Raw genomic sequence first — 23,664 nt, forward strand, 5'->3', positions numbered from 1 at the left:
ACCCTAGCCGACGGCCCGCGCGGGGCCCTCCCGGGCCGTCGGCCGCGGGCGCGAGCGGGCCCGCTCGCGGTCCGGGGACCCGCACGTGGGGCGGGCCCCGGCGTCCCTTGTGCGCATCATCACAGGGGCGCGGGCGCCTCATAGGGGCCGGGTCCGGCCTTGTGTCACCAGGCGCAGGGCGTGTTCCACGGGCCCGCGGCGCAGCGGGCTGTGCGCCCAGGCGCGTTGCCAGGCCCAGGTGAGGGCCAGCGCCGTGCCGCTGAAGGCGATCCAGGCGAACCAGGAGGCGACGCCGTACGCCGGACCGGCCAGCACCAGCGCGTGGATCACGTACGCGCTCAGGGCCATCGCCCCGAGCACCGCCAGCGGCCGCAGCAGCCGGGCGCCGGTGCGGTGCCGCGCGGCGAAGACGCACAGGCCGATCAGGGCGCAGCCCACTCCCGCGTTGCCCAGGGTCTCCAGCGGGGTCTGGCTGTACGGGTCGGCCACCAGGAGCCAGTCCCACGACGTGCTCGGCACGGCTCCGAACTGCCCGCGCAGCACCTCCCGTACGGGGTCGGCGGCGGCCATCGCCTCGGGATGGTGGACGGCGATGGCCCCCAGCAGCCGTTCGCGGGCCCCGAACGCGTGGGTGGCGAGCCAGGCGGAGCCGTAGCCGGCGACGGCCGCGGCCGTGCCCCACGCGGCCATCCGCAGGGTCACGCCGCGGTCCCGCACGTCGCAGAGCCGGGCGAGGGCCATCCCGGCCAGCACGTACGGGAAGTAGGTGGCCAGCGGATACGCGCCCGTGAGCAGCAGCTCGCACACCACCTCCCCGGCGCCGGACCAACTGGTCAGCTGCGTGGCCTCGGGTACCGCGCCCCGGCCGGACGCCCCGTACCCGAACACCGGGCCCAGCAGGAACGACAGCAGCGGGCCGGCGACCACCGACGCCCCCGCGACGGCGGACAGCACGGGTGTGGAGAGCCGGGTGAAGGGTTCGGCGGCCAGGAAGTACACGGCGAAGAAGGCCAGGATGACCAGGATCCCGGGCCACAGCGCGGCCAGCAGGAGCCCGAGTGCGGCCAGGACGGCGCAGCGGATCAGCAGCGGGCGCCAGCGCCGGCCCCAGCCCTCGGGCCGCGCCGCCGGATCCTGGCCGCGCTGGGCGAGGAGCAGGGAGAAGCCCGCGAGGAGGGTGAACAGGGCCGGTGCGCGGCCGTCCGCCGCGACCATCAGGTACCGGGCGCCCTCGGGCTCCGGGGTCGGCCCGACGTGCACGGCGAACATGCCGAGGACGGCGAGGCCGCGCACGGCGTCCACCCCGGCCAGCCGGCCGCCGGCGGCCCCGGTGCGCGCCCCCGCGCCCGGTGCGGCGCCCCGGGTCAGCCGCACGTGACGCTGTCCCGCGGCGTGTAACGGGTCTTCATCGTCTCCCGCTTGGCTTCCTTGCCGCCCTGGACGAAGACGCGGTCGACGGCGACGTCGAAGCCCTCCAGCGGGGCCTGGGGCTCGCACTTGGGGCCGTTGTCCTTGCGGACGGCGGGCTGGCGGACGTTGGTCCGGGGGCCCTGGACCGCGCGGATCTCCTCGTACTTCTTCGTGCCCAGGAAGGTGATGGTGATGGAGGTCTCCGTGGCCTCGGCCTGGATGTACAGGGCCTTGCCCGAGTCGTTGGCGAAGCGCAGGTCGAGGCTGCCCCACGCGACGGTGGCCTCGCGGCCCTCCGGATAGCGCTCGATGTAGAAGGAGTGGGCGCCGTACTCGACGGGCTTGACCCCCGCGAAGAACACGGCGTTGAAGACGGTCGTCGCGACCGCCGAGACACCGCCTCCGGCCGCCTTCTCGTACTGGCCGTTGTTGATGATCAGGCCGTCGACGAAGCCGTTCTCCTTGGTGCGCTCGCCGACCGTGCGGTTGAAGCTCCAGGTCTCGTCGGGCAGGACCAGCGAGCCGTCGATCAGCTCGGCGGCCCGGCCGATGTTCGTCGTGCGGTACGCGGCCGGCTCGAACGTCACGGTGAAGGAGGACACCTTCTCCTTGATGCCCAGCTGCTGGACCGTGTCCGCGGACAGCCGGGGCCGGGCCTCCTCGGTGGCGACCTCTCCGGTACGGGCGCTCGCCCCGGACCCGGTCAGCAGAGGCAGGAGCGCCCCGCTCAGGGCCTGCTCGGAGACCTGACGGCCGGGCCGCCCCTCCTCGGCGACCCCCACCCGGCCCGCGCCGTCGACCGCCAGCCGGGCCTCGGCCGGACCGGGGACGGCCTGCCGCAGCGGCCCGGCCAGGGCCGGATCGGCGAGGAGCGCCCCGGCGTCGACGCCGGGGACGAGCCGGCCCTTGCCGTCGTCCTTCAGGGCCAGGTGCTTGGAGAGGACCGCGGGGCCGACGGGTATCCGCTTGCCCGCGACGGTCAGGGTGACGGGGGCGGACATCGCCGGACCGGCGAACTCCTTCAGGGCCCGGTCCGTCTCCTGCTTCCCGATCCGCGGTTCGGTCCGCCGGACGGGCAGGACGACGGGCTCCGCCGAGGTGCGCGGATAGGCCCCGCGCAGTGCGTCCAGGGAGCCGTCCACGTCCAGGGCCGTCCCCGTCACCGGGTCCACCGCCTTCGCCTTGCCCTTCTCGAAGGTGACCGAGCCCTCCCGGACCTCCTGCGCAGCCTTCTTGCCCAGGGTGTCGAGCGTGGCGCGGGCCGCCCGCGCGTCCAGCCGGACCACGGGCGCCACGTCCGGATCGCCCCGGGAGAACAGCCGGCCGATCACCGCGAACGGGTCGGAGCCGGAGCCGGCGGCGCGCTCGGCCGTCGCGGCGGTGTCCAGGGACAGGCCCAGGGTCTCCGGGCCCGCCTGCTCGGAACGGTCGCCGATCCGCAGCGCGACCGGGGCCGCGGCCGACGGGCCGAGTTCCCGGTCCAGGGCCTGGCGGGCCTCGGCACGGCTCATGCCGCCTATGTCGACACCGCGCACCTTCGTCCCCGGGGCGACGTCCTCGCCGGCCAGGAGCAGTCCGGCGGCGTACAGCCCGCCGAAGCCGAGGGCCGCGGCGCCGCCGGCCACACCGGCGAGCACCGGCACGGACCACCGCTTTCCCGTGGAGTCCGCAGGGCCCGTGGGGGAACGGCGTCGCATGTGGGGTCTCTCCCGTGTCCGGTGAAGTGGTCGGACCGGCGGGTTCAACGCCGCCAGTCCGCACGGGGAAAGCTACCAAGGGATACATAACCAGGTAATAAGGAGGTATAGATCCGGCAAAGCGCGGAGTTCGGTCCCCGGACCCGGGCCCGCCGTAACCCGGGAGTCGCGGCCGCTGTTGCACAGCCTGCGGGTCCCCACCCACGGTGAACGGAGTTCCGATGCCGCAGCTGACCGACGACAAGGCCGTGCCCGGCAAGACGGCGCAGGCGGCGCCAGGCCCCGCCGGGCCCGACGGGGCGGGCACCCGCATGACCCCGGAGGCGTACGGCGCCTCGCGCGCCGCCCTGTGGACCGGGGCCGTGGTCCTCGTCACCGACGCCGAGGGCCGCGTCCTCGTCCAGAGCGTCGACTACCGTGCCGACCGGCTGCTCCCCGGCGGGGCCGTGGACGCCGGCGAGTCCCCGTCCGCCGCGGCGGCCCGGGAGGTGCGCGAGGAACTGGGCGTCGACGGCCGCTACCCGCGCGGCCTCGCCGTGGACTGGATCCCGCGGGAGGACCCCGGCTTCCCGCCCGAAACGCGGTTCCCCGGCGAGGTCCTGTTCGTCTACGACGGCGGCACCTGGGCCCCGGACCGGATCGACGCCGTCCGCCTCCCGGCCCAGGAGATCACCGGCATCCACTTCGCCGAACCCGCAGACCTGCCCGCCCTGATGGACCCCGGCGACGCCCGCCGCACCCTGTCCGCCCTGCGCGCCCGGATCGCCGGCTGCGGCACCGCCCTGCTGGAGGACGGCCGCCCCACGACGCCCACGGCCCTCGACCGGCTCGGGGTGCTCCGCACCCGCCGCGCCCGGCAGCACGGCACCTGGCGGCCGGGCCCGGTGCCCGCGCGGCTGCCCGTGCGGGACCACTGCGGCTGGCTGTTCGCCCCCGACGGCCGGGTGCTGCTCCTGATCGCCCGCGCCACCGGCGCCGCCCACCTCCCGCCCCCGGCCGCCGGAACCACCGCCGGGGCCGCTCCGCTGGGCCACCGGCTGACCGGGGACGGCGCCCACCTCCGCACGGCGGCCCGCCTCACCGCCCTCGCCCCGCTCGCGGATCCGGCGTACGCCCGGCTGCTGGCCACCGCCGAGCAGGTCCGCGAGCTCAGCGACTGGGGTCCGGCCGGGGAACGCGAACTCGCGGCGGTCCGCGCGGCGCGCACCCGGCTGTCCCTCCCGGCTCCGGCCCGCACCCCGCCCACCGAACTGCCCGATGAAGCCGTCCGCTGGTGACGGCGCGAACCCGGTCCCGCGAGCCCGGTGCCGTGGGACCGGGCTCGTGGGGCCGGGCCTGCGGGACCGGGCCTGCGCCATGACCGGGAAATCCGGCCGCGGCGGCCCGCGGTCCCGCAGCATGGGCCCATGAGCGACAGCGCGATCACCTACACCCTGTACATCCAGGCCGATCCCGCCCGGGTCTGGCAGGCCCTCACCGAACCCGCCCTCACCCGCCGGTACTGGGGCCTGAGCTTCGAGACCGACTGGGCCGTGGGCTCGACGATGGACTGGGTCGAGCGCGGGGCCCGCACCAGCGACCCCGCCCAGGTGGTCCTGGACTGCGTCCCCGACCGGCGGCTCTCCTACACCTGGCACACCTTCACCCCGCAGTGGGCGGCGGCCGTCGGCATCGGGGAGGAACTGCGGGCCGAGCTGGCACGGGAGCGCCGTACGAAGGTGACGTACGAGATCGAGCCCGTCGGAGACACCCTCTCCCGACTCACCGTCCTGCACGAGGGGTTCCGGCCCGGCGGGACCCTGATCGGCATGTGCGGGCGGACGTGGCCGCTGCTCGCCTCCAGCCTCAAGACCCTGCTGGAGACCGGCGCTCCGCTGCCCGGGCCGGGCCACGACGCCGAGCAGGGCGACGGCGGCTACGAGGCGTACGAGGCGCACGAGCCGCACCGGACCGACGGCACCCGCGAGGGCTGATCCCTCGGCGCCGCCGCCCGCCGGACCCCACCCGGACAGCCGGACCCCGCGCCTTCCGGGCGGCGGGCTTGCGCCCGGTCGGCGCCGAGTCGTTGTGGCCGGCCCCCGCCGGCTGAAGCCGGCGGCGCACCCGCGCCGATGCCCGACGGCACCCTGGCCACCGGCCGTTCACGGCGGTCGTGTGCAATGGGTGCCATGGCGAGAGGGAAGAAGCAGTGGCCGGCGGCCACCGGCATGCCGACGTCGGTACGGGTCGTGCCGGCGCGGTGCGGCCGGGCGCGGTCCGTCGCGGGGGTGGGTGCGGGCGGCGCGGCGGGTGCGTCGTGAATACCGCACGGGCCGGGGGCCGTTCGGCCGAGAACGCCGCCCGGGCGGCCGGGCCGCACGGCCGGCCGGTCCGGACCGGCGGGGACCCGTACCCGGACGGATCGTGGACGGGGCACACCGGCGAAGGCGCCGCGCGATGAACCACTCCCGCGCCGCCGCCTCCGAACACTGGCGCTACGCCAGCCACCTGGAGTCCCTGGCCGCGACGCCGGACCCGGCCGCCGAAGCCGACGCGGTGGCCGCCGTACTCCGCGACCCCGACCCGGTGATGGCCGAGAGTGCCGTGGTCACCCACCTCGACCGCCGGGCGGTACGGCTGCTGGCCGACGAGGCGTTCCCCGCCTGGGCCCACGCCCTCGGCGCCGCGCTCGCGGGCCGCGCGTTCCCCGAGCGCCGGCTGCGCGAGTGGACCCTGCTGCGGGCCGTCGACGGGGGCGGGCCCTGGTCGGCGGCGGAGCTCACCGCGGCCTCCGACTGGTGCCAGCGCACCGCCGCCCAGTCGGTGACCTCGTACGAGGCCCTCACCCTGCTCGCCGCGGACGCCCGCACCCGCCGCGTCCGCAACGCCGCCGCGCAGCGCCTGCGCGGCCGCGATCCGGCCTGAGGCGAACTCCGGCCTGATCTGAACTCTGGCCCGAGGCCAACACCGGCCTGAGGTCAACACCCGCCCGGGGTGTGCCTATTGGGCGTGCGGACGCGTCAGTTGGCCTTGCGGACGCGCGCCGCCGCGCGTGCCTCGGCCGTCAGGCGGGCCTCAGCCGTCTTGCGGGACTCCTTGCCCCTGCCCGGACGCCCCGGGCGCGTGCCCATGCCGCGGAAGCCCAGCTCCGAGCCCGAGGGCTTGCCCTTGGCGTCGGTGGGCGCGGAGCCGGCCAGCGGTACCCCGGAGGGCGCCTTGGCCCCGGTGATCCGGCTGAGCGCGGCCTCGCCGGAGCGCACCTGGGTGATCTCCGGCCGGATGCGGGCGTCCGCCATCAGCCGGACCATGTCCCGGCGCTGGTTCGGCGTGACGAGCGTGACGACCCGGCCGGACTCGCCGGCCCGCGCCGTACGGCCGCCCCGGTGCAGGTAGTCCTTGTGGTCGGCGGGCGGGTCCACGTTGACCACGAGGTCGAGGTCGTCGATGTGGATGCCGCGCGCCGCGACGTTCGTGGCGACCAGGACGTTGACGGCGCCGGTCTTGAACTGCGCCAGCGTCCGCGTGCGCTGCGGCTGCGACTTGCCGCTGTGCAGGCCCTCGGCCCGTACGCCCACGGCGCGCAGGTGCTTCACGAACTGGTCGACGCCGTGCTTGGTGTCCAGGAACATCAGCACCCGGCCCTCGCGCGCCGCGATCTCGGTCGCCGCCGAGATCTTGTCCGCCGCGTGGATGTGCAGCACGTGGTGGTCCATCGTGGTCACCGCGCCCGCCTGCGGGTCCACGGAGTGGGCGACGGGGTCCTTCAGGTAGGTGCGGACCAGCTGGTCGACGTTGCGGTCCAGGGTCGCGGAGAACAGCATGCGCTGCCCCGCGTGGTGCACCTGGTCCAGGATCTCCGTGACCTGCGGCATGAAGCCCATGTCGCACATCTGGTCGGCCTCGTCGAGCACGGCGATCTTCACGCGCTCCAAGTGCACGTCCCGTCGGCCCACCAGGTCGCTGAGCCGTCCGGGGGTGGCCACCACGACCTCGGCACCCGTACGCAGCGCGCTGACCTGCCGGCCGATGGACAGGCCGCCGACGACGGTGACCATCCGCAGTCCCAGGGCCTCGGCGTACGGGGTCAGGGCCTCGGTCACCTGCTGCGCCAGCTCGCGCGTCGGTACGAGGACCAGCGCGAGGGGCCGCTTGGGGTCCGCCTCCTGCCCCGCGGTGCGCGCCAGCAGGGCCAGGCCGAACGCCAGCGTCTTGCCCGAACCGGTCCGCGCGCGGCCCAGGACGTCGCGGCCGGCCAGTGCGTTCGGCAGGGTGGCGGCCTGGATGGGGAAGGGGTCCTTCACCGCCTTGTCGGCCAGGGTCTTCACCAGCTCAAGGGGCAGGTCGAGCTCGGAGAACGACGCCACCGGCGGAAGCGCCGGCGTCGTCGACCGGGGCATCGAGAACTCGCCCTGCGGTCCGAGGGTGCGCGTGGCCTTGGCGGCGGACTTGCCGCCGCCCTTCGCACCCGCCTTCACACCGAAGCGCCCATGAACTGACGGGTTCTTCATGCAGAACCTTTCGAATCAAGAACAAAAGATGGTCAACCGCCCATGGTACCAGCGGAGGCTAAGCCTCCCCGGCGTCCAGTTCCCCGGCCCGGACCTGGGCCAGGTGGGCGCGGGCCTCGCCGGCTGCCCGCCCGAACCAGTCGGCGATCACCGCGATCTCGTCGGGCGTGTAGTCGGCGAACAGGGCTCCGAGCCGGTCGTAGAAGGGCTGGTACACCGCGAAGACCCGGACCGCGGCCTGCGGGTCGGCCACCACCCGGACCCGGCGCCGGTCGGCCGGGTCGGGCTGCCGGTGCGCGTATCCGGCCCGCTCCAGGCGGTTGAGGACCCCCGTCACGGCTCCCGTGGTGAGGTTCACCAGCTCGGCCAGGTCCCCGGCGGCGAGCGGGGTGTCCCCGGCGCCCAGGACGTGGCCCAGGCAGGTCAGGTCCGTGACGTTCAGCCCGAGGAGCTGCGCCATCTCCTGCTGGCCGACGATCCCCAGGGCGACGTAGTGGTCCATGCGCGAAAGCGCCTCCCCGGCGGTGGCCGGCGGGCGGGACTTGCCCTGCACCCGAATACTCCTTAGTGTCTAAGTTGCTTAGCTCGTGAGATGCTTATTTCGTGAAGTAAGCGTCCCGTTCCGAGCCTAGTGCCGCCCATACGACCAGGGAGAATCATGAGCGCGCACGGCGACGTCGACCTCGGCCACACCGCGGCCGGATGGACCGGCACCACACTGGCCCTGCTGGGCTTCACCGGATCGGGGCTCGCGGTGTGCGCGGCCTGGGTCCCCGGCGTCTGGATCGGCCTCGCGGTCGTCGCCGCGGCGGGGGTCGCCACGTGGCTGCTGCACCTCGCCGGATGGGGGAAAACGAGCGGCCCCCGCCCCGCCTCCCGTCGCGACTGGCGGGTACGGGACACCGCCGCGCACGCGGGGCACGCCGACTGCCTGGGCTGCCGGCTCGCCGGGCCGCGCCGGGCCCGCCCGGGAGGCCTCGCGGTCGGGCCCGGGGCACCGGCGGTGGAGGCCCGGCCCCGCGCCGCCGTGTCGTCGTAGCCCGCCGGGAGGTGCCACGCCGCGCGCGTCCCCCGATGCGCGGACGGGGCGGCCGGAAGTTCGAATCCGCGCCGCACCCCGGTTGGCCGCGTTGGGCGTGTGGTGCGCGGGGCCGTCAGGCAGGATCGAAGACGGCCGCGTGTGCGGCCCGCAGTGGAACGTCGTGAAGGATCAGCAAGATGGCAACAGGCATCGTGAAGTGGTTCAACTCCGAGAAGGGGTTCGGCTTCATCCAGCAGGACGACGGCGGCCCGGACGTGTTCGTGCACTTCTCGGCCATCGAGTCCACCGGCTTCAAGTCGCTGGAGGAGAACGCGAAGGTCGAGTACGACGTCACCCAGGGCCCCAAGGGTCCCCAGGCTGAGCGGGTGGTCCCCTTCTCGTAGTGCCGCTTCACGGGCCCGGCCCGTGAGCTGAGCCCCGCCGGTCCGTCCGGCGGGGCTCAGCCGCGTTTCAGGCGCGGTGCAGCGCCAGCAGCAGCGTCCACAGGCGGTCCGCCAGGCCGGCCGGATCCGCCGGGATTCCGCCGTGGAGCCAGTCCGCGAGGACCCCCGTGAAGGTGGCGGCCACCGCCGAGGCGACGAGTTCCGGATCGGGGGCGCCGACCGCCGCGCGCTCGGCGCGGGCGCGCTCGCGCAGCTCCCGGTGGAGCCGGTCGCCGAGGGGGCCGCCACCGCCCGGCAGCAGCAGGGTGCGGTACAGGGCCGCCCGCCCGGCCGCCCCGGCCAGGAACGCGGCCAGCGCGGCGGGCGGCCGCGCGGGGGCGCGCGCCGAGGGGCCGGTCTGCCAGGCGTGCAGGGCGTCGACCCCGGCGTGGACCACGTCGGCGCACGCGTCGACGGCGAGCGCGGTCAGGTCCTCGTAGTGCAGGTAGAAGGTGGCGCGGCCGACGTCCGCCCGGCGCACCACCGCGGAGACGCTCACCTCGGCGAGCGGCCGCCCCGCGCACTCGGCGAGGAGGCTCTCGCGCAGCCTGGCCTTCGTACGGGCCGTACGGGGGTCCTCGGGGCGTACGGGGGAGGTCACGCGGCCAGCAGCGCGGCGCCGAGGGCGAGCGCGCCCGGCAGGGCCTGGGCGAACAGGATGCGCTTGTTGGCGGTGGCCGCCCCGTAGACCCCGGCGATGATCACGCAGACGAGGAAGAAGACCTGCGTGGCGAGCGAGTCGATGACCAGCGCCCAGACCAGGCCGGCGGCCAGGAACCCGTTGTACAGACCCTGGTTGGCCGCGAGGGGGGCGGTGAGGCGGGCGGTGTCCGCGTCGAAGCCGGACAGTGCGCGGCCCGGCGGCCGCTGCCACAGGAACATCTCCAGGATCAGGAAGTACGCGTGCAGCGCGGCGACGAGGCCGATGAGGACATGAGCGACCGCGTGCATGGCCGCCTCCACTTCTCGGAAGGGTCGGGCAGGGGGCGGTGGCCCCTCATTTCCTGGACAACTGTACAGGAAGTCCTTCCGGTGGTTGCGGGTGTGCAGGCAGGGTCGGGCCCGGCGGCGTGCTCCGGCGGGCCCGGCCCCTCCGGCCTGCGGCTCCTCCGGCCCGCGGCTCCTCAGGCCTCCCGTACCGAGATGGCCGAGACCGGGCAGGCCCGGGCGGCCTCGCGGACCAGTGCGCCGCCGGCGCCGTCCTCACGGCCCGGGAGCAGCTCGCTGATGCCGTCGTCGTCCTGGGTGAACACCCCGGGCGCGGTCAGCGCGCACTGGCCGGCGCCGATGCAGGCCCCGGTGTCGATGTCGATCGCCAGGCGGCCCGCCGGCCCGCCCCCCATCACGCCCCTCACCACGCCACGGGGAGTTCGACCATCCCCTGGATCGTGTCGCCGGGCTTGAAGGGGATGCGGGCCGGATCGGCCGCCAGCCTCAGGCCGGGGAGCCGTTCGAAGAGCGCGGACAGGGCGATCTCCATCTCCGCGCGCGCCAGGTTCTGGCCCAGGCACTGGTGGATGCCGAAGCCGAAGGCCAGGTGGTGCCGGCTGGGCCGGTGCCAGTCCAATCGGTCGGGTTCCTCGAACACCTGCCCGTCGCGGTTGATGACGGACGTGGAGAAGACCACCCCGTCGTCCGCGCGGACCGTCACCCCGCCGACCTCGATGTCCTCGGTGGCCACCCGCAGCATCCCGTCCGCGATCGACAGGAACCGCATCAGCTCCTCCACGGCCGTCGGCATCAGCTCGGGCTCGGCCCGCAGTTCGGCCAGCTGCTCCGGGTGCCGCAACAGGGTGAAGGTGCCGAGGGAGATCATGTTGGCGGTGGTCTCGTGCCCGGCGACCAGCAGGATCACCGCGAGCGAGACCAGCTCCTCGACGTCGATCTCGCCGGTCTCCAGGCGCCGGGCGATCAGCTCGTCGAGCAGTCCCTCGCCGGGCTCCCGGCGTTTGCGCTCGACGAGGTCGCCGAGGTAGGCGTCGAGCAGCCGCCGGGCGTCCTCCACGTCGGCGGCCTCCGGCCCGCGCAGCAGCCGCCGCGACTGCCCCTCGAAGAACTCGTGGTCCCCGTAAGGGACTCCGAGCAGGGCGCAGATCACCATCGAGGGGACCGGCAGGGCGAAGGCGCTCACGAGCTCCGCCCGCGGCCCCGCGGCCACCATCTCGTCGATCAGCCGGTCCACGGTCTCGCGGATCCGCGGGCGCAGGTCGGCGGTCCGCTTCAGCGTGAAGCTGGGGATCAGCATCCGGCGCTGGGTGTTGTGCTCGGGGTCGTCGACCCCGAGCAGCGCGGTGCGCCGGACCCTCAGTCCCGCGAACCGCTTCGTGGGGGTGGGGAACGCGGCGTTCTCGCGGTCGGTGGACAGCCGCCCGTCGGAGAGCAGGGCGCGCGCCTCGGCGTGCCCGGTGACGACCCACACGGAGCGTCCGTCGAAGAGGGTGACCCGGGAGAGCGGGCGGCCCTGCCGCAGCGGCTCGTACGCGGCCGGCGGGTGGTAGGGGCAGGTTCGGTCCTGGGGGAACGCGACGGTCTCGGACATGAAGCACCTCGCTGCGATGGTTCCGTCTTGCCGGACTCCATTACATGCCTGAGGCACCTATCCCACCTATGCCACTTTCGGCCAGATCACCCAAGTTCGCCCACAGGGCCCAGTCGATGCGGTGCGGATCCGGGAGGAGGGCGCCCTGTGAGTGGGCGGTGGGCGGTGGGCTTGGGGCAGTGGGGCAGTGGGCCGGATGGGCGGTGGCGGCGGGCGTCCTACAGGTGGGCGTCCAGGAACTCCCGGAACTCCTCGCGCGTCATCGGTCCGGCCTGGCTCGCGACCGCCGCGCCGTCCTTGAGGAGTACGGCGGTCGGGGCGCCGGTCACCCCGTAGCGCCTGGTCGGGCCGGGGCAGCGGGTGATGTCGGTGCGTACGGCCGTGAACCGCGTCCCGTACTCCTGCGACAGCTCGGCCACGACCGCGTCCATCGCCCGGCAGGCCTCGACGGCCTTGGGCCAGGTCCCGCAGAAGTAGGCGAGGACCGGCCCGGGCGTCATGGAGAGGATGAAGTCGAACTCCTGGTCCTCCAGTGGCTGGTGTACCCGACGTGCCATACGTGCCGCTCCTCGCTCGTGCGTCCCGCCGGGGGTCGGCGGGGCGCCCCTCATCATCGCCGGTCGGCGCGGCGGCCCACGGCGGGCCCGTTGTCAGTGGCGCCTGTGAAGCTGGACCCATGGACGACAGGATGCTCCGGCGCCGGGTCTACGGCGCCGACCACGACGACCCCGACCCCGGCCCGCGCCCCGGCCACGTCTACGGCGAACTCGTGGGAGGCCCCCTCGACGGGCTCCTTCTCGACGTCACCGGCTGGAGCGCGCCGCGGCTCGCCGAAGAGGCCCGCCTCCCCACGGAGATAGGGCGCTACGGCGCCGGAGGCCGCGCCCACTACCGGCGCCGCTCCGCCGATCCGGGCCGCTGGGACTGGACGGGCGACAGCCGCTGACCGCTGACCGGTATCCGGCGTAGGCGTCGTTGTCCGCGTCGGCGCCGGCCGCGGCCTCGGTCGGCCGGGTGAGCCCCCGGTCCGCCGACGTGTGACCGGGGGCTCGTACCGCTCTTCCGGCGCGGCACCGCGACCGGATGCGTCAGCGGCCCGCCGCGTTGCGGCTCACGCTGCGGGCCCACAGCACCAGCGGCACCTGGAGCGGCAGCCGGGCGAGCGTCGCGGCCCGGGCGGCGGGGGAGCCGTGCCGGGCGTCGGCGGCCATCTTCACGTTCGCCGGGAGCACCCCGACGAAGAACACCGCCGCGGCCAGCGCCGCTGTACGCCGGGTCCGCGGATGGGCGACGCCCGCGGCGAGGGCGAGCTCGGCCACCCCGCTCGCGTACGTCCACTGCCGCGGCCGGCCCGGCAGCGAGCGGGGGACCATCGCGTCGAAGGGGCCGGGCAGGGCCGCGTGGGCGACCGCGGACCCGGCCAGCAGTCCGGCGAGGAGCAGGTGGGAGGAGGGGCGCGGCATCGGGTTCCTCTCGGGAGCGGCCTGGGCCCGCCGATCCTACTCGCGGGTAGTACCCGGCGGGAGGGTCCGGTCGGACGGTCCGGTGGCCGCTCCCGAAGTTTCCTCGAAGAATCTTCCGGGAGCTGTCGATCCGGGCGCCTCCCGTTCGACGCAGAGGTGAGAGGCGGGGAACGGCCCCGCCCTCCCGACCGAGGAGTCACCATGCCGCGCTTCCTGACGATGATCCGCATCGACGAGCAGAACCAGCCCACCGAGGGCTTCCCCGCCGACTTCGAGCAGCGCATGGGCGCCCTCCTCGAGGAGATCACCAAGGCCGGGGTCATGCTCGACACCGCCGGGCTGCTCCCCACCTCCGAGGCCACCCGCCTCAGCTGGTCCGGCGGGAAGATCAGCTACACCGACGGTCCCTTCACCGAGACCAAGGAGGTCGTCGGCGGCTACTCCCTGAGCCAGTGCAAGGACAAGGCCGAGGCCGTCGAGTGGACCAAGCGGTTCCTGGAGATCCACCCGGCCCACTGGAACCTCAGCGCCGAGGTGCGCGAGATCCAGGAGATGTGACCCGGCATCCAGGAGATGTGACCCGGCGGCGTCCCGCGCCGCGTTTGCCCTGCCGCGTCACGGCTGCTCTGATGGGTGGCCGTGACGGCAGTGAGTACGGCCCAGGCGGTCGAAACGGTGTTCAGGATCGAGTCCGCGCGGATCATCGCCGCCGTCGCCCGGATCGTGCGGGACGTCGGGATCGCCGAGGAACTCGCCCAGGACGCCGTCCTCGCCGCCCTGGAGCAGTGGCCCGCCACGGGTGTCCCGGACCGGCCGGGCGCCTGGCTCACGGCCACCGCCAAGCACCGCGCGATCGACCTCGTCCGCCGCAAGGAGACCTACGCGCGCAAACTCGCGGAGGTCGGCCGGACCCTGGAGGACGTACCGCCGCCCGCCGAGCCGGCCGACCCGGACGACATCGACGACGACCTGCTGCGGCTGGTCTTCACCTCCTGCCATCCGGTCCTGGCGACCGAGGCCCGGATCGCCCTCACCCTGCGCCTGATGGGCGGACTCACCACCCAGGAGATCGCCCGCGCCTTCCTCACCTCGGAGGCCACCGTCGCCCAGCGCATCGTCCGGGCCAAGCGGGCACTGGCCAAGGCCGGCGTGCCCTTCGAAGTGCCGTACGGGACCGACCGCGACGAGCGGCTCGCCTCGGTGCTGGAGGTCATCTACCTGGTCTTCAACGAGGGGTACTCGGCGACCGCGGGCGACGACCTCGTCCGCCCGGCCCTGTGCGAGGACGCCCTGCGCCTCGCCCGCGTCCTGGCCGCCCTGATCCCCGCCGAACCCGAGGTGCACGGGCTCGCCGCCCTGCTGGAGTTCCAGGCCTCCCGGATCGCCGCCCGCACCGGCCCCGGCGGCGAGCCGGTGCTGCTCGCCGACCAGAACCGGTCCAAGTGGAACCGGATGCTCATCCACCGGGGCATCGCGGCGATGCGGCACGCGGGAACCGGCCCGTACTCCGTCCAGGCCGCCATCGCCGGCTGTCACGCGGCGGCCGTCCGCTACGAGGACACCGACTGGACGGCGATTGCGACCTTGTACGGCAGGCTCGTCCTCCTCGTCCCCTCACCGGTGGTGGAGCTCAACCGGGCGGTGGCCGTCTCGATGGCCCAGGGGCCCGAGGCGGCGCTGCCGCTGGTCGACGCCCTGGCGGCGGAACCCGCCCTGCGCGCCTACCACCTGTTGCCGAGCGTACGGGGCGACCTGCTGGAGCGGCTCGGCCGCCCGGCGGAGGCCCGTGCGGAGTTCGAGCGGGCCGCCGCCCTCACGCACAACGGGCAGGAGCGCGCCCTGCTCCTCCAGCGCGCCGCCCGCCTCTGAACGGGCGGAAGCCCGGTCCGGGGGCGGGCACCCCCCTCACACGGTCCCGCGTACGGATCCGCGCGCGGCCCGGGGACCCGCACCTGCCGGCCCCGGCTCAGCCGCGGCGGGCGAACGCGGCCACGTCGAGCGGCGTCCGCGCCGGGCGCCGCGGCGCGGTCAGCGCGATGGGCCGGCCGAAGCCGCCGGAGAGGGTGACCTCCCGGACCATCTGGCGCAGTGCCTCCTGGAAGCCGCCCATGGTGCGCCGGGCCGCCGCGGTGTCCACGTAGAGGGAGTTCATGTGCAGCCCCTCCGCGTCCCGCTGGAACCAGGAGCACGCCCCGTTGGCGCGCGCCGACCACACGTGCGTGGCGGGCCGCCACTCGTCGTGCCGTTCGGCGCCCCGGCACTTGCGCATGTCGATGTACGAGAAGAAGTTCACCGGGTACGGCCAGGACCGGGCGGCGAAGTCCTCGGGGGCCAGCAGCTCCCACGCCCGGACGAACGGCACGTCGATGTGGGCGATCATCTCGCCGAACCCGGCCCGGACCCCCGCCATCACCTGGCCGAAGTCCCGGCCGGGCGAGGCGTCGAACTCGATCGGCATGGTGTTCACGAACCAGCCCACCGAGTCCGCCCACGTATCGCGGCCGCGCTCGCTGACCGGCATCAGACCCCGGTAGACCCCGGGCCCGCCCGCCTCGCGCAGACACACCGCGACCGAGGCCAGCACCCCCATGAACGGCTTGCCGCCGACCGACAGGCACGTCTTCTCGAAGACCTCCGCCTCACCCGGGTCGAGCAGCAGGGACGCCTCGTTGACGATCGGGTACATCCGGCCCGGCTCCACGCCGAGGTCCAGGGGGAACCGCGGGAAGAACTCCTCCTCCGGGCCCATGAAGGACTTCCAGTAGTCCAGCCGCTCGTCGTCGGCGTCGATGGACAGGTAGCGGCGGCGCTGCTCCTCCGCGAAGTCCAGGTAGCTCGGCGCGGCCTGGACCTCGATCTCCTCGCCGCGGCACAGGGCCTCGTACGCCGTCATCACCTCCTGGACGACCACCGGCATCGACATGCCGTCGCACACGATGTGGTCGAACGCGAGGTAGACCGTGGCCGAGTCCTCGCGGAGCACCGCGCCCATGACGAACAGCGGCCACGACAGGGTGTCGATGCTCCGGGTGAACCGCTCGACGAGGAAGCCGCGCAGCCGCTCGGAGGTGTCGAACGTCCCCACGTGCTCGGCGTCGAGGGCGAGTTCGCCGGGTGCGAAGGGCTCGCAGGCGAGCTCCCCGGCCAGCCGCCGGAACGCGCACCGCAGCACCTCGTGGCGCTGCACGAAGGTGAGCAGCGCCCGGGCCAGGGCCGGCTCGTCCAGCGCTCCGGCCACCTCGAAGGTGACGGCGAGCCACGAGGCGACGGGGTCGTCGGCGGCCCGGCTCTCCTCGGCGACGGTGAAGTGCTTGTCCTGGTTGAAGGACGCCCTCCTGCCCGCCCCCTCGCCCCGGCCGTCGGCTTCCGCCGCCGTGGACCGCAACCGCCACTCGACCACCCGACCGGGTGCCACGTGGTGCATCTCCAGAGGAAACTGCCGCATTCCGTCATCCCTTCGCCCCCGAGTCAACCCCCAGGCCCTAACGACCCCCGGGCCGGGTAAGTGACGGAATCACTCGGGGCGGAGCCGGGGGAGCGCTGCGGCGGGATGGTCCGGCGGCGCGCGGTTCAGGCGCCGGAGCCGCCCGGGGCGCCGGCGGCGCCGTGGCTGTCCGGGCGGAGTTCGATGTGGTCGGGGGCGAGATCGACCGCGACGCGGTGCTCCATGCCGAGGGCCTCGAGGAACTTGCGGGGGAGCTGGACGCGGCCGGTGCGGTCGAGCATGACGTACTCGCGTTCGCTCACGGACTCGGCACCGTGTTCGTCGGTGACGGTGCGGCGCAGCACCTCGGTGCTGGTGCGGCCGTCGCGCATGGCGACCGTGCGCCGGACCTCACCGGCCACGAGGGGGTCGTGGGTGACGATGACCACGGTCGCGCCGAGTTCCCGGTTCACCGTCCGGAAGGCCTCGAAGACCGCCGCCCCGGTCTCGGAGTCGAGCTCGCCGGTCGGCTCGTCGGCGAGGAGGACGGCGGGGTCGTTCGCCATGGCCACCGCGATCGCCACCCGCTGCTGCTGGCCGCCGGAGAGCGCGGCGGGCCGGCGGCCGGCGAGGTCGGCGATGTCCAGGGCCTCCAGGAGCTCGGCGGTGCGGGCCGCGTGGCGCCGGGCCGCACCGCGCCGGCCGCCCCGCAGCTGCATCGGGAGCGCGATGTTCTGCGCGGCGGTCAGGAAGGGGAGCAGGTTGCGCGCCGTCTGCTGCCACACGAAGCCGACGGCCTCGCGGCGGTAGCGCAGCCGGTCCCCGGCGGACATCTCCAACAGGTCGTAGCCGCCGACGGTGGCGGTACCGGCCGTCGGGACGTCCAGTCCGGCGAGAATGCCCAGCAGGGTGGACTTGCCGCTGCCCGAAGCGCCGACCAGCGCCATCAACTCACCCTGTGCGACGCTCATTTCGAGCCCCTGCAGGGCCTGGACCTCCACCCCGGCCGTGGTGAAGACGCGGACCAGGCGGTCGCATACGATCGCGGTCCCGGCGGCATGCCCGCGGGGTGCGGCGGCGGCCAGCGCCCGCTGCCGCAGCTCCTGGTAGGTCGGCGCCTCGCTGCTCATCGCTGGTCTCCCGCTCTCAACTCGGTGGTGATCTGTCGCCTGCCGGATATCGCTGCCTCGGCCAGTACGACCGCCGACACCAGGCCCGCCAGGCCCAGCGACTGGGACAGTACGGGCCACACGTCCGGCCGCAGCCCGGTCGGCACCGGCGAGCCGACGAGTGTGGACAGGTCCACGGCCGGCCCGAGCAGGGCCACCGCCGCCAGTGCCACCAGCGCACCGCCGAACGAGGCGGCCAGAGCCTGCGGCAGGGCCTCCGCCAGGATCAGCGCCACACCCTGCCGGGGCCGCAGGCCCATGGTGCGCAACCGGGCCAGCAGCGCGGCCCGTTCGGGCGCGGCCCGGACCAGGGTCAGCAGGACGGCCAGCAGGGCGAACCCCGCCGCGCCCGCCAGCGAGGCCCAGAACAGCCGGCCGGCCGACCGCTGGAGCGGGTCCGCGGCCAGCCCGGCCACGATGCCGGAGCTGGTGGCGGTCCGGTACTGCTCCGCCGTCGCCCCCGCAACGGTGGCGGTGACCAGCCCCGCGAGCCGGGCATCGTCGGTGAGGCCGGTCGCGAACCACCGGTTGGGCCGGGCGGACCCGGGCACGGCCGCGGCCGCCGGCCCGGCCGGCAGCACGATCGTGGCCTTCGCGGAGCCGTCCAGCGCGGGCGTCCCGTCGACCACGGCGGCGGCCCTGACCCGGAGCTCGTCACCGCCGATCCGCAGCCGCAGCGCCTCCGGGGCCGCTCCCGCCGGGCCGACGAGATCGCTGCTGAACAGCGCCGGCACGGGGGAGCCGGGGCCGCCCGCCGCGAGGACGGCCGGATCGAAGCCGCCGCGCCCGGCCGTCCGGGCCAGCTCGGCGTACGCCACCGGATCGGCGACGACCACCGTGACGTGGGGGGAGCCCTGGGCGGCGGCGAACAGGAACGCGTCGTCGCTCGTCCACACGGGTACGGAGGTACGCACTCCCGGCAGCGCGGCGGCGGCCCGGACCAGCTCCTGCGGCAGGGGCTCACCCTCCCGCGCGAGGATCCGGCTGTCCCCGCCGACGGCCTGCCGGGCCGCCTCCAGCCGGGAGGAGTCCACCGAGCCCAGCACGGTGACCCCGAACCCGGCGGTGGTCACCGCCAGCAGCAGCGCCACCAGCGGCAGTACCGACGGCCGCGCGCGCCCCCCGGTACCCCGGGCCGCGCGGGCCAGCCCGAGGAAACCGACCACACCGCGCCGCCGGGCCGCGGCCCGGGCCAGCGCCCCGACGAGCACGGGCTGGACGCGGGCCAGGAACAGCCCGCCGGACAGCGCCAGCAGCAGCGGCGCCGCGACCAGCAGCGGGTCCAGCCCGGCCCCGGCCGGGGCGATCCCGCGGCGGCGCACCTCGAAGACGGCCGCGGCGGTGGCGGCCACGACGAGCAGCTCGGCGACGAGCCGCCGCCGGGGGCTGCGCCCGCGCGGCGCGGACAGCAGTACGAAGGCCCGTACGGGGAAGGCCAGCAGGGCCAGGAGCGCGACCGCCGAGGCGGCGAGCAGCGAGGCCGTCGCCCGCGGGGCCGGCAGCAGGACGAGGGCGAGCCAGCAGGCGAGCGCGGAGGCGGGCAGCACGGTGACGGCGCCCTCCCCGAGCAGGCGGCGCACGATGGACCGGCGCGAACCGCCGCGCGCGAGCAGCAGCCGCAGCTCGGCCTCACGCCGGTCGCCGCCGAGCGCGGCGGCCAGGCAGAACACCACGGCCGCCACCCCGGCGACGCCGGCCGGGCCGATCGCCGCGAGCGGCGCGGCCGCCCGCTGCCGGGCCTCGGCCCGCGCGAACAGCTCGGGCAGGCGCGAGGTGATGCGCAGGTCCGGCCGCTTGACGGCGAGGGCCAGCGCGGAGGCGGTGGGGCCGGCGACGAACGCGGCGACCTCCCGTTCGACACCGGGCATCCGGTCGGCGCGCAGGACCGAGGTGTCCACCGGGAGCCGCCAGAAGTAGTCGGCGCCGCGGCCCCAGGGCGCCAGCCGGTCGATGGAGTCTGACCCGACGACGCCGGCGGTCTCCCAGAAGATCTTCGGCTCCGGCGGCACCGTCACGTTCTCGCAGGCCTTGGTCAGGCAGGGGAGGTCGGTCCAGTAGGCGTCGGCGGGGTCGGCGTCGTAGAGGCCGACGACCTCGGCCCGGTCGCTCACGCCGAGGTCGGCAACGGATTCCAGCACCGTGCCCAGCGGGGCCCGGAGGGTCTCGGAGGCCTTGCGGGACAGGGCGACCGGGACCGGCGCGCCGGGCGCCCCGCCCTCCGGCCAGCGGCCGGCCACCAGCCGGGTGTGGGCCGCGATCCCGGGCAGGTGCAGCAGGCTGAGGCGCGGGGCGACGCCCTCGGGCCGGTCCAGGCCCGGGTTGGCGAGGGAGCGGCCCTGCAACGCGCGTACGCCGTGCACCGGGCCGCTCGGGTCGAGCCGGAAGGCGCCGCCGGTGCGCGCACGCAGCTCCGCCAGAACGGAGTCCATGTCCGCCGGCGTCAGCTGTCCGTACCGTGCGGAGGCGACGGCGGTCAGGCTCGTCTCGCTCGGCCCCCGCTCGTGCAGGTGGGAGCGCAGGGCGTGGTCGGCGCTCCGGTCCACGGCCCGCGGGAGCGCGGCCGCCAGCAGTACGGCGACGAACGCCAGGGCGGCGGCGAGGAGCGCGGCCAGCGGGGCCGCGCGCAGCCGGGTCCGCACCCAGGGCGCGGGCCGGGACCGTCGTCGCTCGCCGGCGGTGGGGGCCGGGCCGGTCACATCTCCTCCACGTGCCGCAGCCGGGCGGCCACGTCTCGGTCGTACTGGCCGCCGAGGACGGCCGACAGCAGGGGCACCGCGCCGATCGCGGCGGCCATCAGCAGGGTCTGGGTGCCCGGCAGGTCCACCAGGACCTGCGGTACGGGCCTGCGCGCGGCCGGGGTCAGCACCACCAGCGGCACCACCAGGTGGACCACGGTGGCGCCCAGTCCCAGCCCGACGGCGGTGGCCAGGCCCACCAGCAGACCGCCTTCGGCGGCGGCCGTACGGGCCAGTCTCCGGCGGGGCGTGCCGAGCGCCAGCAGCACCGCGAACTCCGCGGCCCGCTCGCGCCGGGCGGCCGCGGCGGCCGCCCCGAAGCCGATCGCCGCCAGCACCGCGCAGGCCACGGCGAGGGCGGCCAGCGCGCTCTGCGGGCCCGCGCTCAGCGGGTCGTCCAGCAGCACGGCGGCGACCTCCTCGCGCAGTTCCACCTGCTGTGACCCGGCGCCCGCGCGCAGTTCGGCCGCCGCGCGCTCCGGCGCGGGGTCGGACGGCGACACGGCGGGCAGCCACCACTCGCCGGCCGGGGGCAGCTCCAGCCCGCCGCCGGCCGCCAGCAGCCGTCCGGCGGCGGCCAGGTCGACGGCGAGCGCGGTGTCGCCGGCCACCGGGAGCGAGCCGACGGCCGCGGTCACCCGGACCGGGACGGTGGCCCCGCCCAGCGGGACGGGGACCAGGTCGCCGACCCCCGCCCCGACGGCGGCGAGGTAGCCGCGGGTGGCGATCCCGGGCAGCTCGGGCGCGGGCGCCCCACCCGGGACCAGCCCGAGCTGGATGCCGCCGGCGGAGTCCTCGCCACCGCGGTAGCGCAGCCGCGGCAGCGCCGCTGCGCCGTCCGGCGCGGGCAGCAGTTCCGCGGCGGGGGCGCCGCCGTTCAGCAGCGGGGTCTTCAGGGTCCAGCCGGGAGCCCCGGCCGGCACCGGTACGGTCACGGACGGCCCGCCGGGGCCTTCGGCGACGCCGAGGCGGCGTACGGCCAGTTCCCCGGGGGCCGAGGAGTCCTCGGACGGGAACCGGTAGGTGCCGTACTCCGCGCCGTACGAGACGACCAGCCCCGCCAGCGACAGGGGGGCGGCGGGAGCGCCCAGCGGCGCCCCGGCCAGCGCGTCGACGTCCACGGACACGGTGCCGTCCCCGGACTCCGGCAGGCGGAGCATCGGCGACCGGAACGTCAGCCCGAAGCGGTCCCGCAACAGCAGTCCGAGGCCCGCCCGCGAGGCACCCGCCGGCGCCCGCACCGTCACGTCCACATCGATCCGGTGCGGCCGTCCGGGCAGCTCGACGGTGTTCCCACCGGCCGGGCCGGCCGCCGCCAGCGGCCCGAACAGCTCCCGCATCGGGCGTCCGTCGCGCAGGTCGGCGCGCAGCGGCACCCGGTCGGCGACGGCGGCGGCGTCCAGCGCGAGCACCTGGGCGGGCTTACCGCCCGGCAGGTCCTGGACCGTGCGCACCACCGGGACGACGCGTTCGCCGCCGGGCAGCGCGGCGTACCGGCCGCCGCGGCCGAGGGGGTTCAGTTCGCTGCCGGAGATCCGCAGGCCGCCGGCGGTGGCGAAGTCGGCCTGGTCGCGCTGGGACGCGGACCAGGCGGTGTGCTGGCCGAGCGCCAGGACACCGCTGGAGACGGCGAGTACGAGGAGCAGCACCGGCCCGGTGGACCGCTTCGGCCGGCGGGCCAGCTGCCAGCCGACGAGGGCCGGCCCGAGCCCGCTGCCGCGCGCGGCGATCCGCCCGCCCAGCCGGGCGGCGAAGGGCAGCAGCCGCAGGACGAGCAGGGTGCCGGCGCACATGGCCAGCGTCGGCGCGACGACCAGCACCGGGTCGACGCCGAGCCCGGCGGGGTCGCCGCTCCCGTCCGCGGGGCCCCGCCCGCCGCCGTACCGGGCGAGCCGGCGGTACGCGAGGACGGCGAGGGCCACCAGCGCCAGGTCGGCGCCCGACCGGGCCGCCCCGGCGACGAGCGCCTGACGGCGGCCGCTGCGGCGCAGCGCGGCCGCCCCCGCGCCGCGCAGTGCGGCGGGCAGCGTGGTCAGCAGCACGCACCCGAGGGCGCAGGCGGCCGCGACCGGCCACAGCAGCCACGTACCGGAGGTGTCGAGGGGGACCGCGGACAGCGGACCGAAGCCGGCGAGCAGGTCCAGCAGGGGCGGCGAGAGCAGCGGGGCCAGGACGGCGGCGGGCAGGGCGAGGAGGAGCGACTCGGCCGCGCCCAGGGCGCCCAGCCGCAGCCGGGAGGCGCCGCGCGAGGTCAGCAGGACCCGCTCCGGCTCCTGCCGGTCGGTCAGGAGACGGGAGACGAGCAGCAGCGCCGCCCCGGCCAGCACGGCCAGCTGGAGCGCGCCGACCAGCAGCGAGGAGCGGGCGACGGCCTGCCCGGAGCGCAGTTCGGCCAGTACGGCGGGGAGTTCCGTCTTGACCTGGAACCCGGCGGGGGTCTTCACCCCGGACCCCTCGGGGGCCCCGTCCGCCAGTCCCGCCGCACGGCCGCGGACCGCCTCGGCCCCGACCGCGTCGACGGCGGAGAAGTCGGGGTCCAACAGCGAGGCGCGGCCGTTCTGCGCGAGGGCGCCGGAGGTGAAGGCGGAGTCGTCCACCAGCAGCGGCCCGTACGTGGTGAACCCGCCGACCTGGAGCCCGCGCCCCCCGACCGGGTCGAGCCGCCAGTACGGGGCGCCGGGGTCGGCGGCCAGGTACACGCCGGTGACCCGGACGGTGAGCGGGGCGCCGCCGAACCGGTCCTCCAGGCGGACCTCGGCGGGCAGCGCGGCCTCGGTCAGCCCGAGCCGGGCCAGCGCGGCCCGCGGCGCGGCGACCGCGAGCGGGCCGGGCCCCGCGGCGGCGGGCAACTCGCCCGCGAGGAGGCGTACGCGCGCGCGGTCGAGGGAGGCGAGCAGGGTCAGGTCTGCCTGCTTGCCAGGGGAGGCCGCGCCGGGCAGCCCGTAGGGACGGCTGCGGGCCACGCTCTCGACGCCGACCGGCAGCCGGCCGAACAGTTCGCCGGAGAAGGCGCGTACCGCCTGGTCGTCGGCGGCGCGGGAGGCCGTGGCGTGCTCGGAGGTGACCAGCACGGTGGCGCGGGAGTGGCCCGGGCCCTGGAGGGCCTGCCGCAGCCCCGCCTCACCGACGCCGCGGGTGAAGGTGAACAGCGCCGTCAGCACGGTCGTGGTGATCAGAACGGTGAGCAGTACGGCGCCGGCGAGCGGCAGTCGCCCGCGCAGCCGGCGCGTGACGAAGCCGAGCATGTGCCTGTTTCCTCCCCCATCCGGACCGTTG

22 protein-coding genes are annotated in these 23,664 nt (G+C 75.7%); 8 read left to right on the forward strand and 14 right to left on the reverse strand.

The annotated features are described in order from the left end of the window. Nucleotides 1–138: 138 nt before the first annotated feature. Nucleotides 139–1,374, reverse strand: coding sequence for a DUF418 domain-containing protein (locus OTB16_RS27995; protein WP_267723577.1), 1,236 nt, complete (start codon nt 1,372–1,374; stop codon nt 139–141). After that, the gene (locus OTB16_RS28000; protein WP_267723578.1) at nt 1,365–3,107 is read right to left on the reverse strand and encodes a VanW family protein; all 1,743 of its coding nucleotides are present in this window, start codon (nt 3,105–3,107) and stop codon (nt 1,365–1,367) included. The genes OTB16_RS27995 and OTB16_RS28000 overlap by 10 nt, the downstream gene beginning before the upstream one ends. Before the next feature lie 221 nt (nt 3,108–3,328). Here OTB16_RS28000 and OTB16_RS28005 point away from each other — a divergent pair, with 221 nt between their 5' ends. The 3 genes from OTB16_RS28005 to OTB16_RS28015 all read left to right on the forward strand — a co-directional run bounded on the left by OTB16_RS28005 (nt 3,329) and on the right by OTB16_RS28015 (nt 6,011). Continuing rightward, nucleotides 3,329–4,384, forward strand: a complete 1,056-nt coding sequence (locus OTB16_RS28005; RefSeq protein WP_267723579.1) for an NUDIX domain-containing protein — start codon at nt 3,329–3,331, stop codon at nt 4,382–4,384. A gap of 129 nt (nt 4,385–4,513) precedes the next feature. Then, a complete protein-coding gene (locus OTB16_RS28010; protein ID WP_267723580.1) occupies nt 4,514–5,080 on the forward strand; it encodes an SRPBCC domain-containing protein in 567 nt (188 codons plus the stop codon). Between the two features lie 463 nt (nt 5,081–5,543). Beyond that, the gene (locus OTB16_RS28015; RefSeq protein ID WP_267723581.1) at nt 5,544–6,011 is read left to right on the forward strand and encodes a hypothetical protein; all 468 of its coding nucleotides are present in this window, start codon (nt 5,544–5,546) and stop codon (nt 6,009–6,011) included. A gap of 95 nt (nt 6,012–6,106) precedes the next feature. Here the strand turns inward: OTB16_RS28015 and OTB16_RS28020 are convergent, their stop codons facing one another. After that, nucleotides 6,107–7,594: a DEAD/DEAH box helicase gene (locus tag OTB16_RS28020; protein ID WP_420717812.1), complete on the reverse strand. Its 1,488-nt coding sequence runs from the start codon at nt 7,592–7,594 to the stop codon at nt 6,107–6,109. A gap of 58 nt (nt 7,595–7,652) precedes the next feature. Then, on the reverse strand, nt 7,653–8,147 hold the full coding sequence (locus OTB16_RS28025; RefSeq protein WP_267723582.1) for a MarR family transcriptional regulator: 495 nt from the start codon (nt 8,145–8,147) through the stop codon (nt 7,653–7,655). Nucleotides 8,148–8,252: 105 nt separating this feature from the next. Here OTB16_RS28025 and OTB16_RS28030 point away from each other — a divergent pair, with 105 nt between their 5' ends. After that, nucleotides 8,253–8,633, forward strand: coding sequence for an HGxxPAAW family protein (locus tag OTB16_RS28030; protein WP_267723583.1), 381 nt, complete (start codon nt 8,253–8,255; stop codon nt 8,631–8,633). A gap of 179 nt (nt 8,634–8,812) precedes the next feature. After that, nucleotides 8,813–9,019, forward strand: coding sequence for a cold-shock protein (locus OTB16_RS28035; RefSeq protein WP_267723584.1), 207 nt, complete (start codon nt 8,813–8,815; stop codon nt 9,017–9,019). A gap of 67 nt (nt 9,020–9,086) precedes the next feature. On the opposite strand, the gene OTB16_RS28040 is transcribed toward OTB16_RS28035, so the two are convergent. From OTB16_RS28040 to OTB16_RS28060, 5 genes are all read right to left on the reverse strand, one after another. Then, nucleotides 9,087–9,659 carry a TetR/AcrR family transcriptional regulator gene (locus OTB16_RS28040; protein WP_267723585.1) on the reverse strand — a complete coding sequence of 191 codons (573 nt, stop codon included), beginning with the start codon at nt 9,657–9,659 and terminating at the stop codon, nt 9,087–9,089. Next, on the reverse strand, nt 9,656–10,009 hold the full coding sequence (locus OTB16_RS28045) for a DUF1304 domain-containing protein (protein WP_267723586.1): 354 nt from the start codon (nt 10,007–10,009) through the stop codon (nt 9,656–9,658). Before OTB16_RS28045 ends, OTB16_RS28040 begins: the two co-directional genes overlap by 4 nt. Before the next feature lie 173 nt (nt 10,010–10,182). Further along, a complete protein-coding gene (locus tag OTB16_RS28050; protein WP_420717816.1) occupies nt 10,183–10,377 on the reverse strand; it encodes a ferredoxin in 195 nt (64 codons plus the stop codon). 32 nt (nt 10,378–10,409) lie between these two features. Further along, on the reverse strand, nt 10,410–11,597 hold the full coding sequence (locus tag OTB16_RS28055) for a cytochrome P450 (RefSeq protein WP_267723588.1): 1,188 nt from the start codon (nt 11,595–11,597) through the stop codon (nt 10,410–10,412). A gap of 218 nt (nt 11,598–11,815) precedes the next feature. Further along, complete coding sequence (locus tag OTB16_RS28060) at nt 11,816–12,154, reverse strand: thioredoxin family protein (RefSeq protein ID WP_267723589.1); 339 nt, start codon at nt 12,152–12,154, stop codon at nt 11,816–11,818. A gap of 119 nt (nt 12,155–12,273) precedes the next feature. Between OTB16_RS28060 and OTB16_RS28065 the strand changes: the two genes are divergently transcribed. Beyond that, the gene (locus OTB16_RS28065) at nt 12,274–12,543 is read left to right on the forward strand and encodes a hypothetical protein (RefSeq protein WP_267723590.1); all 270 of its coding nucleotides are present in this window, start codon (nt 12,274–12,276) and stop codon (nt 12,541–12,543) included. Nucleotides 12,544–12,685: 142 nt separating this feature from the next. On the opposite strand, the gene OTB16_RS28070 is transcribed toward OTB16_RS28065, so the two are convergent. Further along, complete coding sequence (locus OTB16_RS28070; RefSeq protein WP_267723592.1) at nt 12,686–13,060, reverse strand: DoxX family protein; 375 nt, start codon at nt 13,058–13,060, stop codon at nt 12,686–12,688. 201 nt (nt 13,061–13,261) lie between these two features. Between OTB16_RS28070 and OTB16_RS28075 the strand changes: the two genes are divergently transcribed. Both OTB16_RS28075 and OTB16_RS28080 read left to right on the forward strand, forming a co-directional pair. After that, the gene (locus OTB16_RS28075) at nt 13,262–13,618 is read left to right on the forward strand and encodes a YciI family protein (RefSeq protein ID WP_267723593.1); all 357 of its coding nucleotides are present in this window, start codon (nt 13,262–13,264) and stop codon (nt 13,616–13,618) included. Nucleotides 13,619–13,708: 90 nt separating this feature from the next. Next, on the forward strand, nt 13,709–14,929 hold the full coding sequence (locus tag OTB16_RS28080; RefSeq protein WP_267723693.1) for an RNA polymerase sigma factor: 1,221 nt from the start codon (nt 13,709–13,711) through the stop codon (nt 14,927–14,929). Between the two features lie 97 nt (nt 14,930–15,026). On the opposite strand, the gene OTB16_RS28085 is transcribed toward OTB16_RS28080, so the two are convergent. The 4 genes from OTB16_RS28085 to OTB16_RS28100 all read right to left on the reverse strand — a co-directional run bounded on the left by OTB16_RS28085 (nt 15,027) and on the right by OTB16_RS28100 (nt 23,633). Beyond that, entirely contained in the window at nt 15,027–16,505 is a 1,479-nt protein-coding gene (locus OTB16_RS28085) for a condensation domain-containing protein (protein WP_267723594.1), read from the reverse strand. Nucleotides 16,506–16,630: 125 nt separating this feature from the next. Beyond that, the gene (locus OTB16_RS28090; protein ID WP_267723596.1) at nt 16,631–17,614 is read right to left on the reverse strand and encodes an ABC transporter ATP-binding protein; all 984 of its coding nucleotides are present in this window, start codon (nt 17,612–17,614) and stop codon (nt 16,631–16,633) included. Continuing rightward, nucleotides 17,611–20,349: a hypothetical protein gene (locus tag OTB16_RS28095; RefSeq protein WP_267723597.1), complete on the reverse strand. Its 2,739-nt coding sequence runs from the start codon at nt 20,347–20,349 to the stop codon at nt 17,611–17,613. Before OTB16_RS28095 ends, OTB16_RS28090 begins: the two co-directional genes overlap by 4 nt. Continuing rightward, nucleotides 20,346–23,633: an FtsX-like permease family protein gene (locus OTB16_RS28100; RefSeq protein WP_267723598.1), complete on the reverse strand. Its 3,288-nt coding sequence runs from the start codon at nt 23,631–23,633 to the stop codon at nt 20,346–20,348. Before OTB16_RS28100 ends, OTB16_RS28095 begins: the two co-directional genes overlap by 4 nt. Between the last annotated feature and the right edge of the window lie 31 nt (nt 23,634–23,664).

The organism is Streptomyces antarcticus (assembly GCF_026627255.1).
Lineage (GTDB): Bacteria > Actinomycetota > Actinomycetes > Streptomycetales > Streptomycetaceae > Streptomyces > Streptomyces antarcticus.

Coding starts and splice junctions, on each gene's coding strand:
- OTB16_RS28075 (WP_267723593.1), top strand. CDS start 13,262: ATGCCGCGCTTCCTGACGATGATCCGCATCGACGAGCAGAACCAGCCC.
- OTB16_RS28010 (WP_267723580.1), top strand. CDS start 4,514: ATGAGCGACAGCGCGATCACCTACACCCTGTACATCCAGGCCGATCCC.
- OTB16_RS28005 (WP_267723579.1), top strand. CDS start 3,329: ATGCCGCAGCTGACCGACGACAAGGCCGTGCCCGGCAAGACGGCGCAG.
- OTB16_RS28000 (WP_267723578.1), bottom strand. CDS start 3,107: ATGCGACGCCGTTCCCCCACGGGCCCTGCGGACTCCACGGGAAAGCGG.
- OTB16_RS28060 (WP_267723589.1), bottom strand. CDS start 12,154: ATGGCACGTCGGGTACACCAGCCACTGGAGGACCAGGAGTTCGACTTC.
- OTB16_RS28100 (WP_267723598.1), bottom strand. CDS start 23,633: ATGCTCGGCTTCGTCACGCGCCGGCTGCGCGGGCGACTGCCGCTCGCC.
- OTB16_RS28030 (WP_267723583.1), top strand. CDS start 8,253: ATGAGCGCGCACGGCGACGTCGACCTCGGCCACACCGCGGCCGGATGG.
- OTB16_RS28045 (WP_267723586.1), bottom strand. CDS start 10,009: ATGCACGCGGTCGCTCATGTCCTCATCGGCCTCGTCGCCGCGCTGCAC.
- OTB16_RS28070 (WP_267723592.1), bottom strand. CDS start 13,060: ATGCCGCGCCCCTCCTCCCACCTGCTCCTCGCCGGACTGCTGGCCGGG.
- OTB16_RS28085 (WP_267723594.1), bottom strand. CDS start 16,505: ATGCGGCAGTTTCCTCTGGAGATGCACCACGTGGCACCCGGTCGGGTG.
- OTB16_RS28035 (WP_267723584.1), top strand. CDS start 8,813: ATGGCAACAGGCATCGTGAAGTGGTTCAACTCCGAGAAGGGGTTCGGC.
- OTB16_RS28015 (WP_267723581.1), top strand. CDS start 5,544: ATGAACCACTCCCGCGCCGCCGCCTCCGAACACTGGCGCTACGCCAGC.
- OTB16_RS28055 (WP_267723588.1), bottom strand. CDS start 11,597: ATGTCCGAGACCGTCGCGTTCCCCCAGGACCGAACCTGCCCCTACCAC.
- OTB16_RS28065 (WP_267723590.1), top strand. CDS start 12,274: ATGGACGACAGGATGCTCCGGCGCCGGGTCTACGGCGCCGACCACGAC.
- OTB16_RS28020 (WP_420717812.1), bottom strand. CDS start 7,594: ATGAAGAACCCGTCAGTTCATGGGCGCTTCGGTGTGAAGGCGGGTGCG.
- OTB16_RS28090 (WP_267723596.1), bottom strand. CDS start 17,614: ATGAGCAGCGAGGCGCCGACCTACCAGGAGCTGCGGCAGCGGGCGCTG.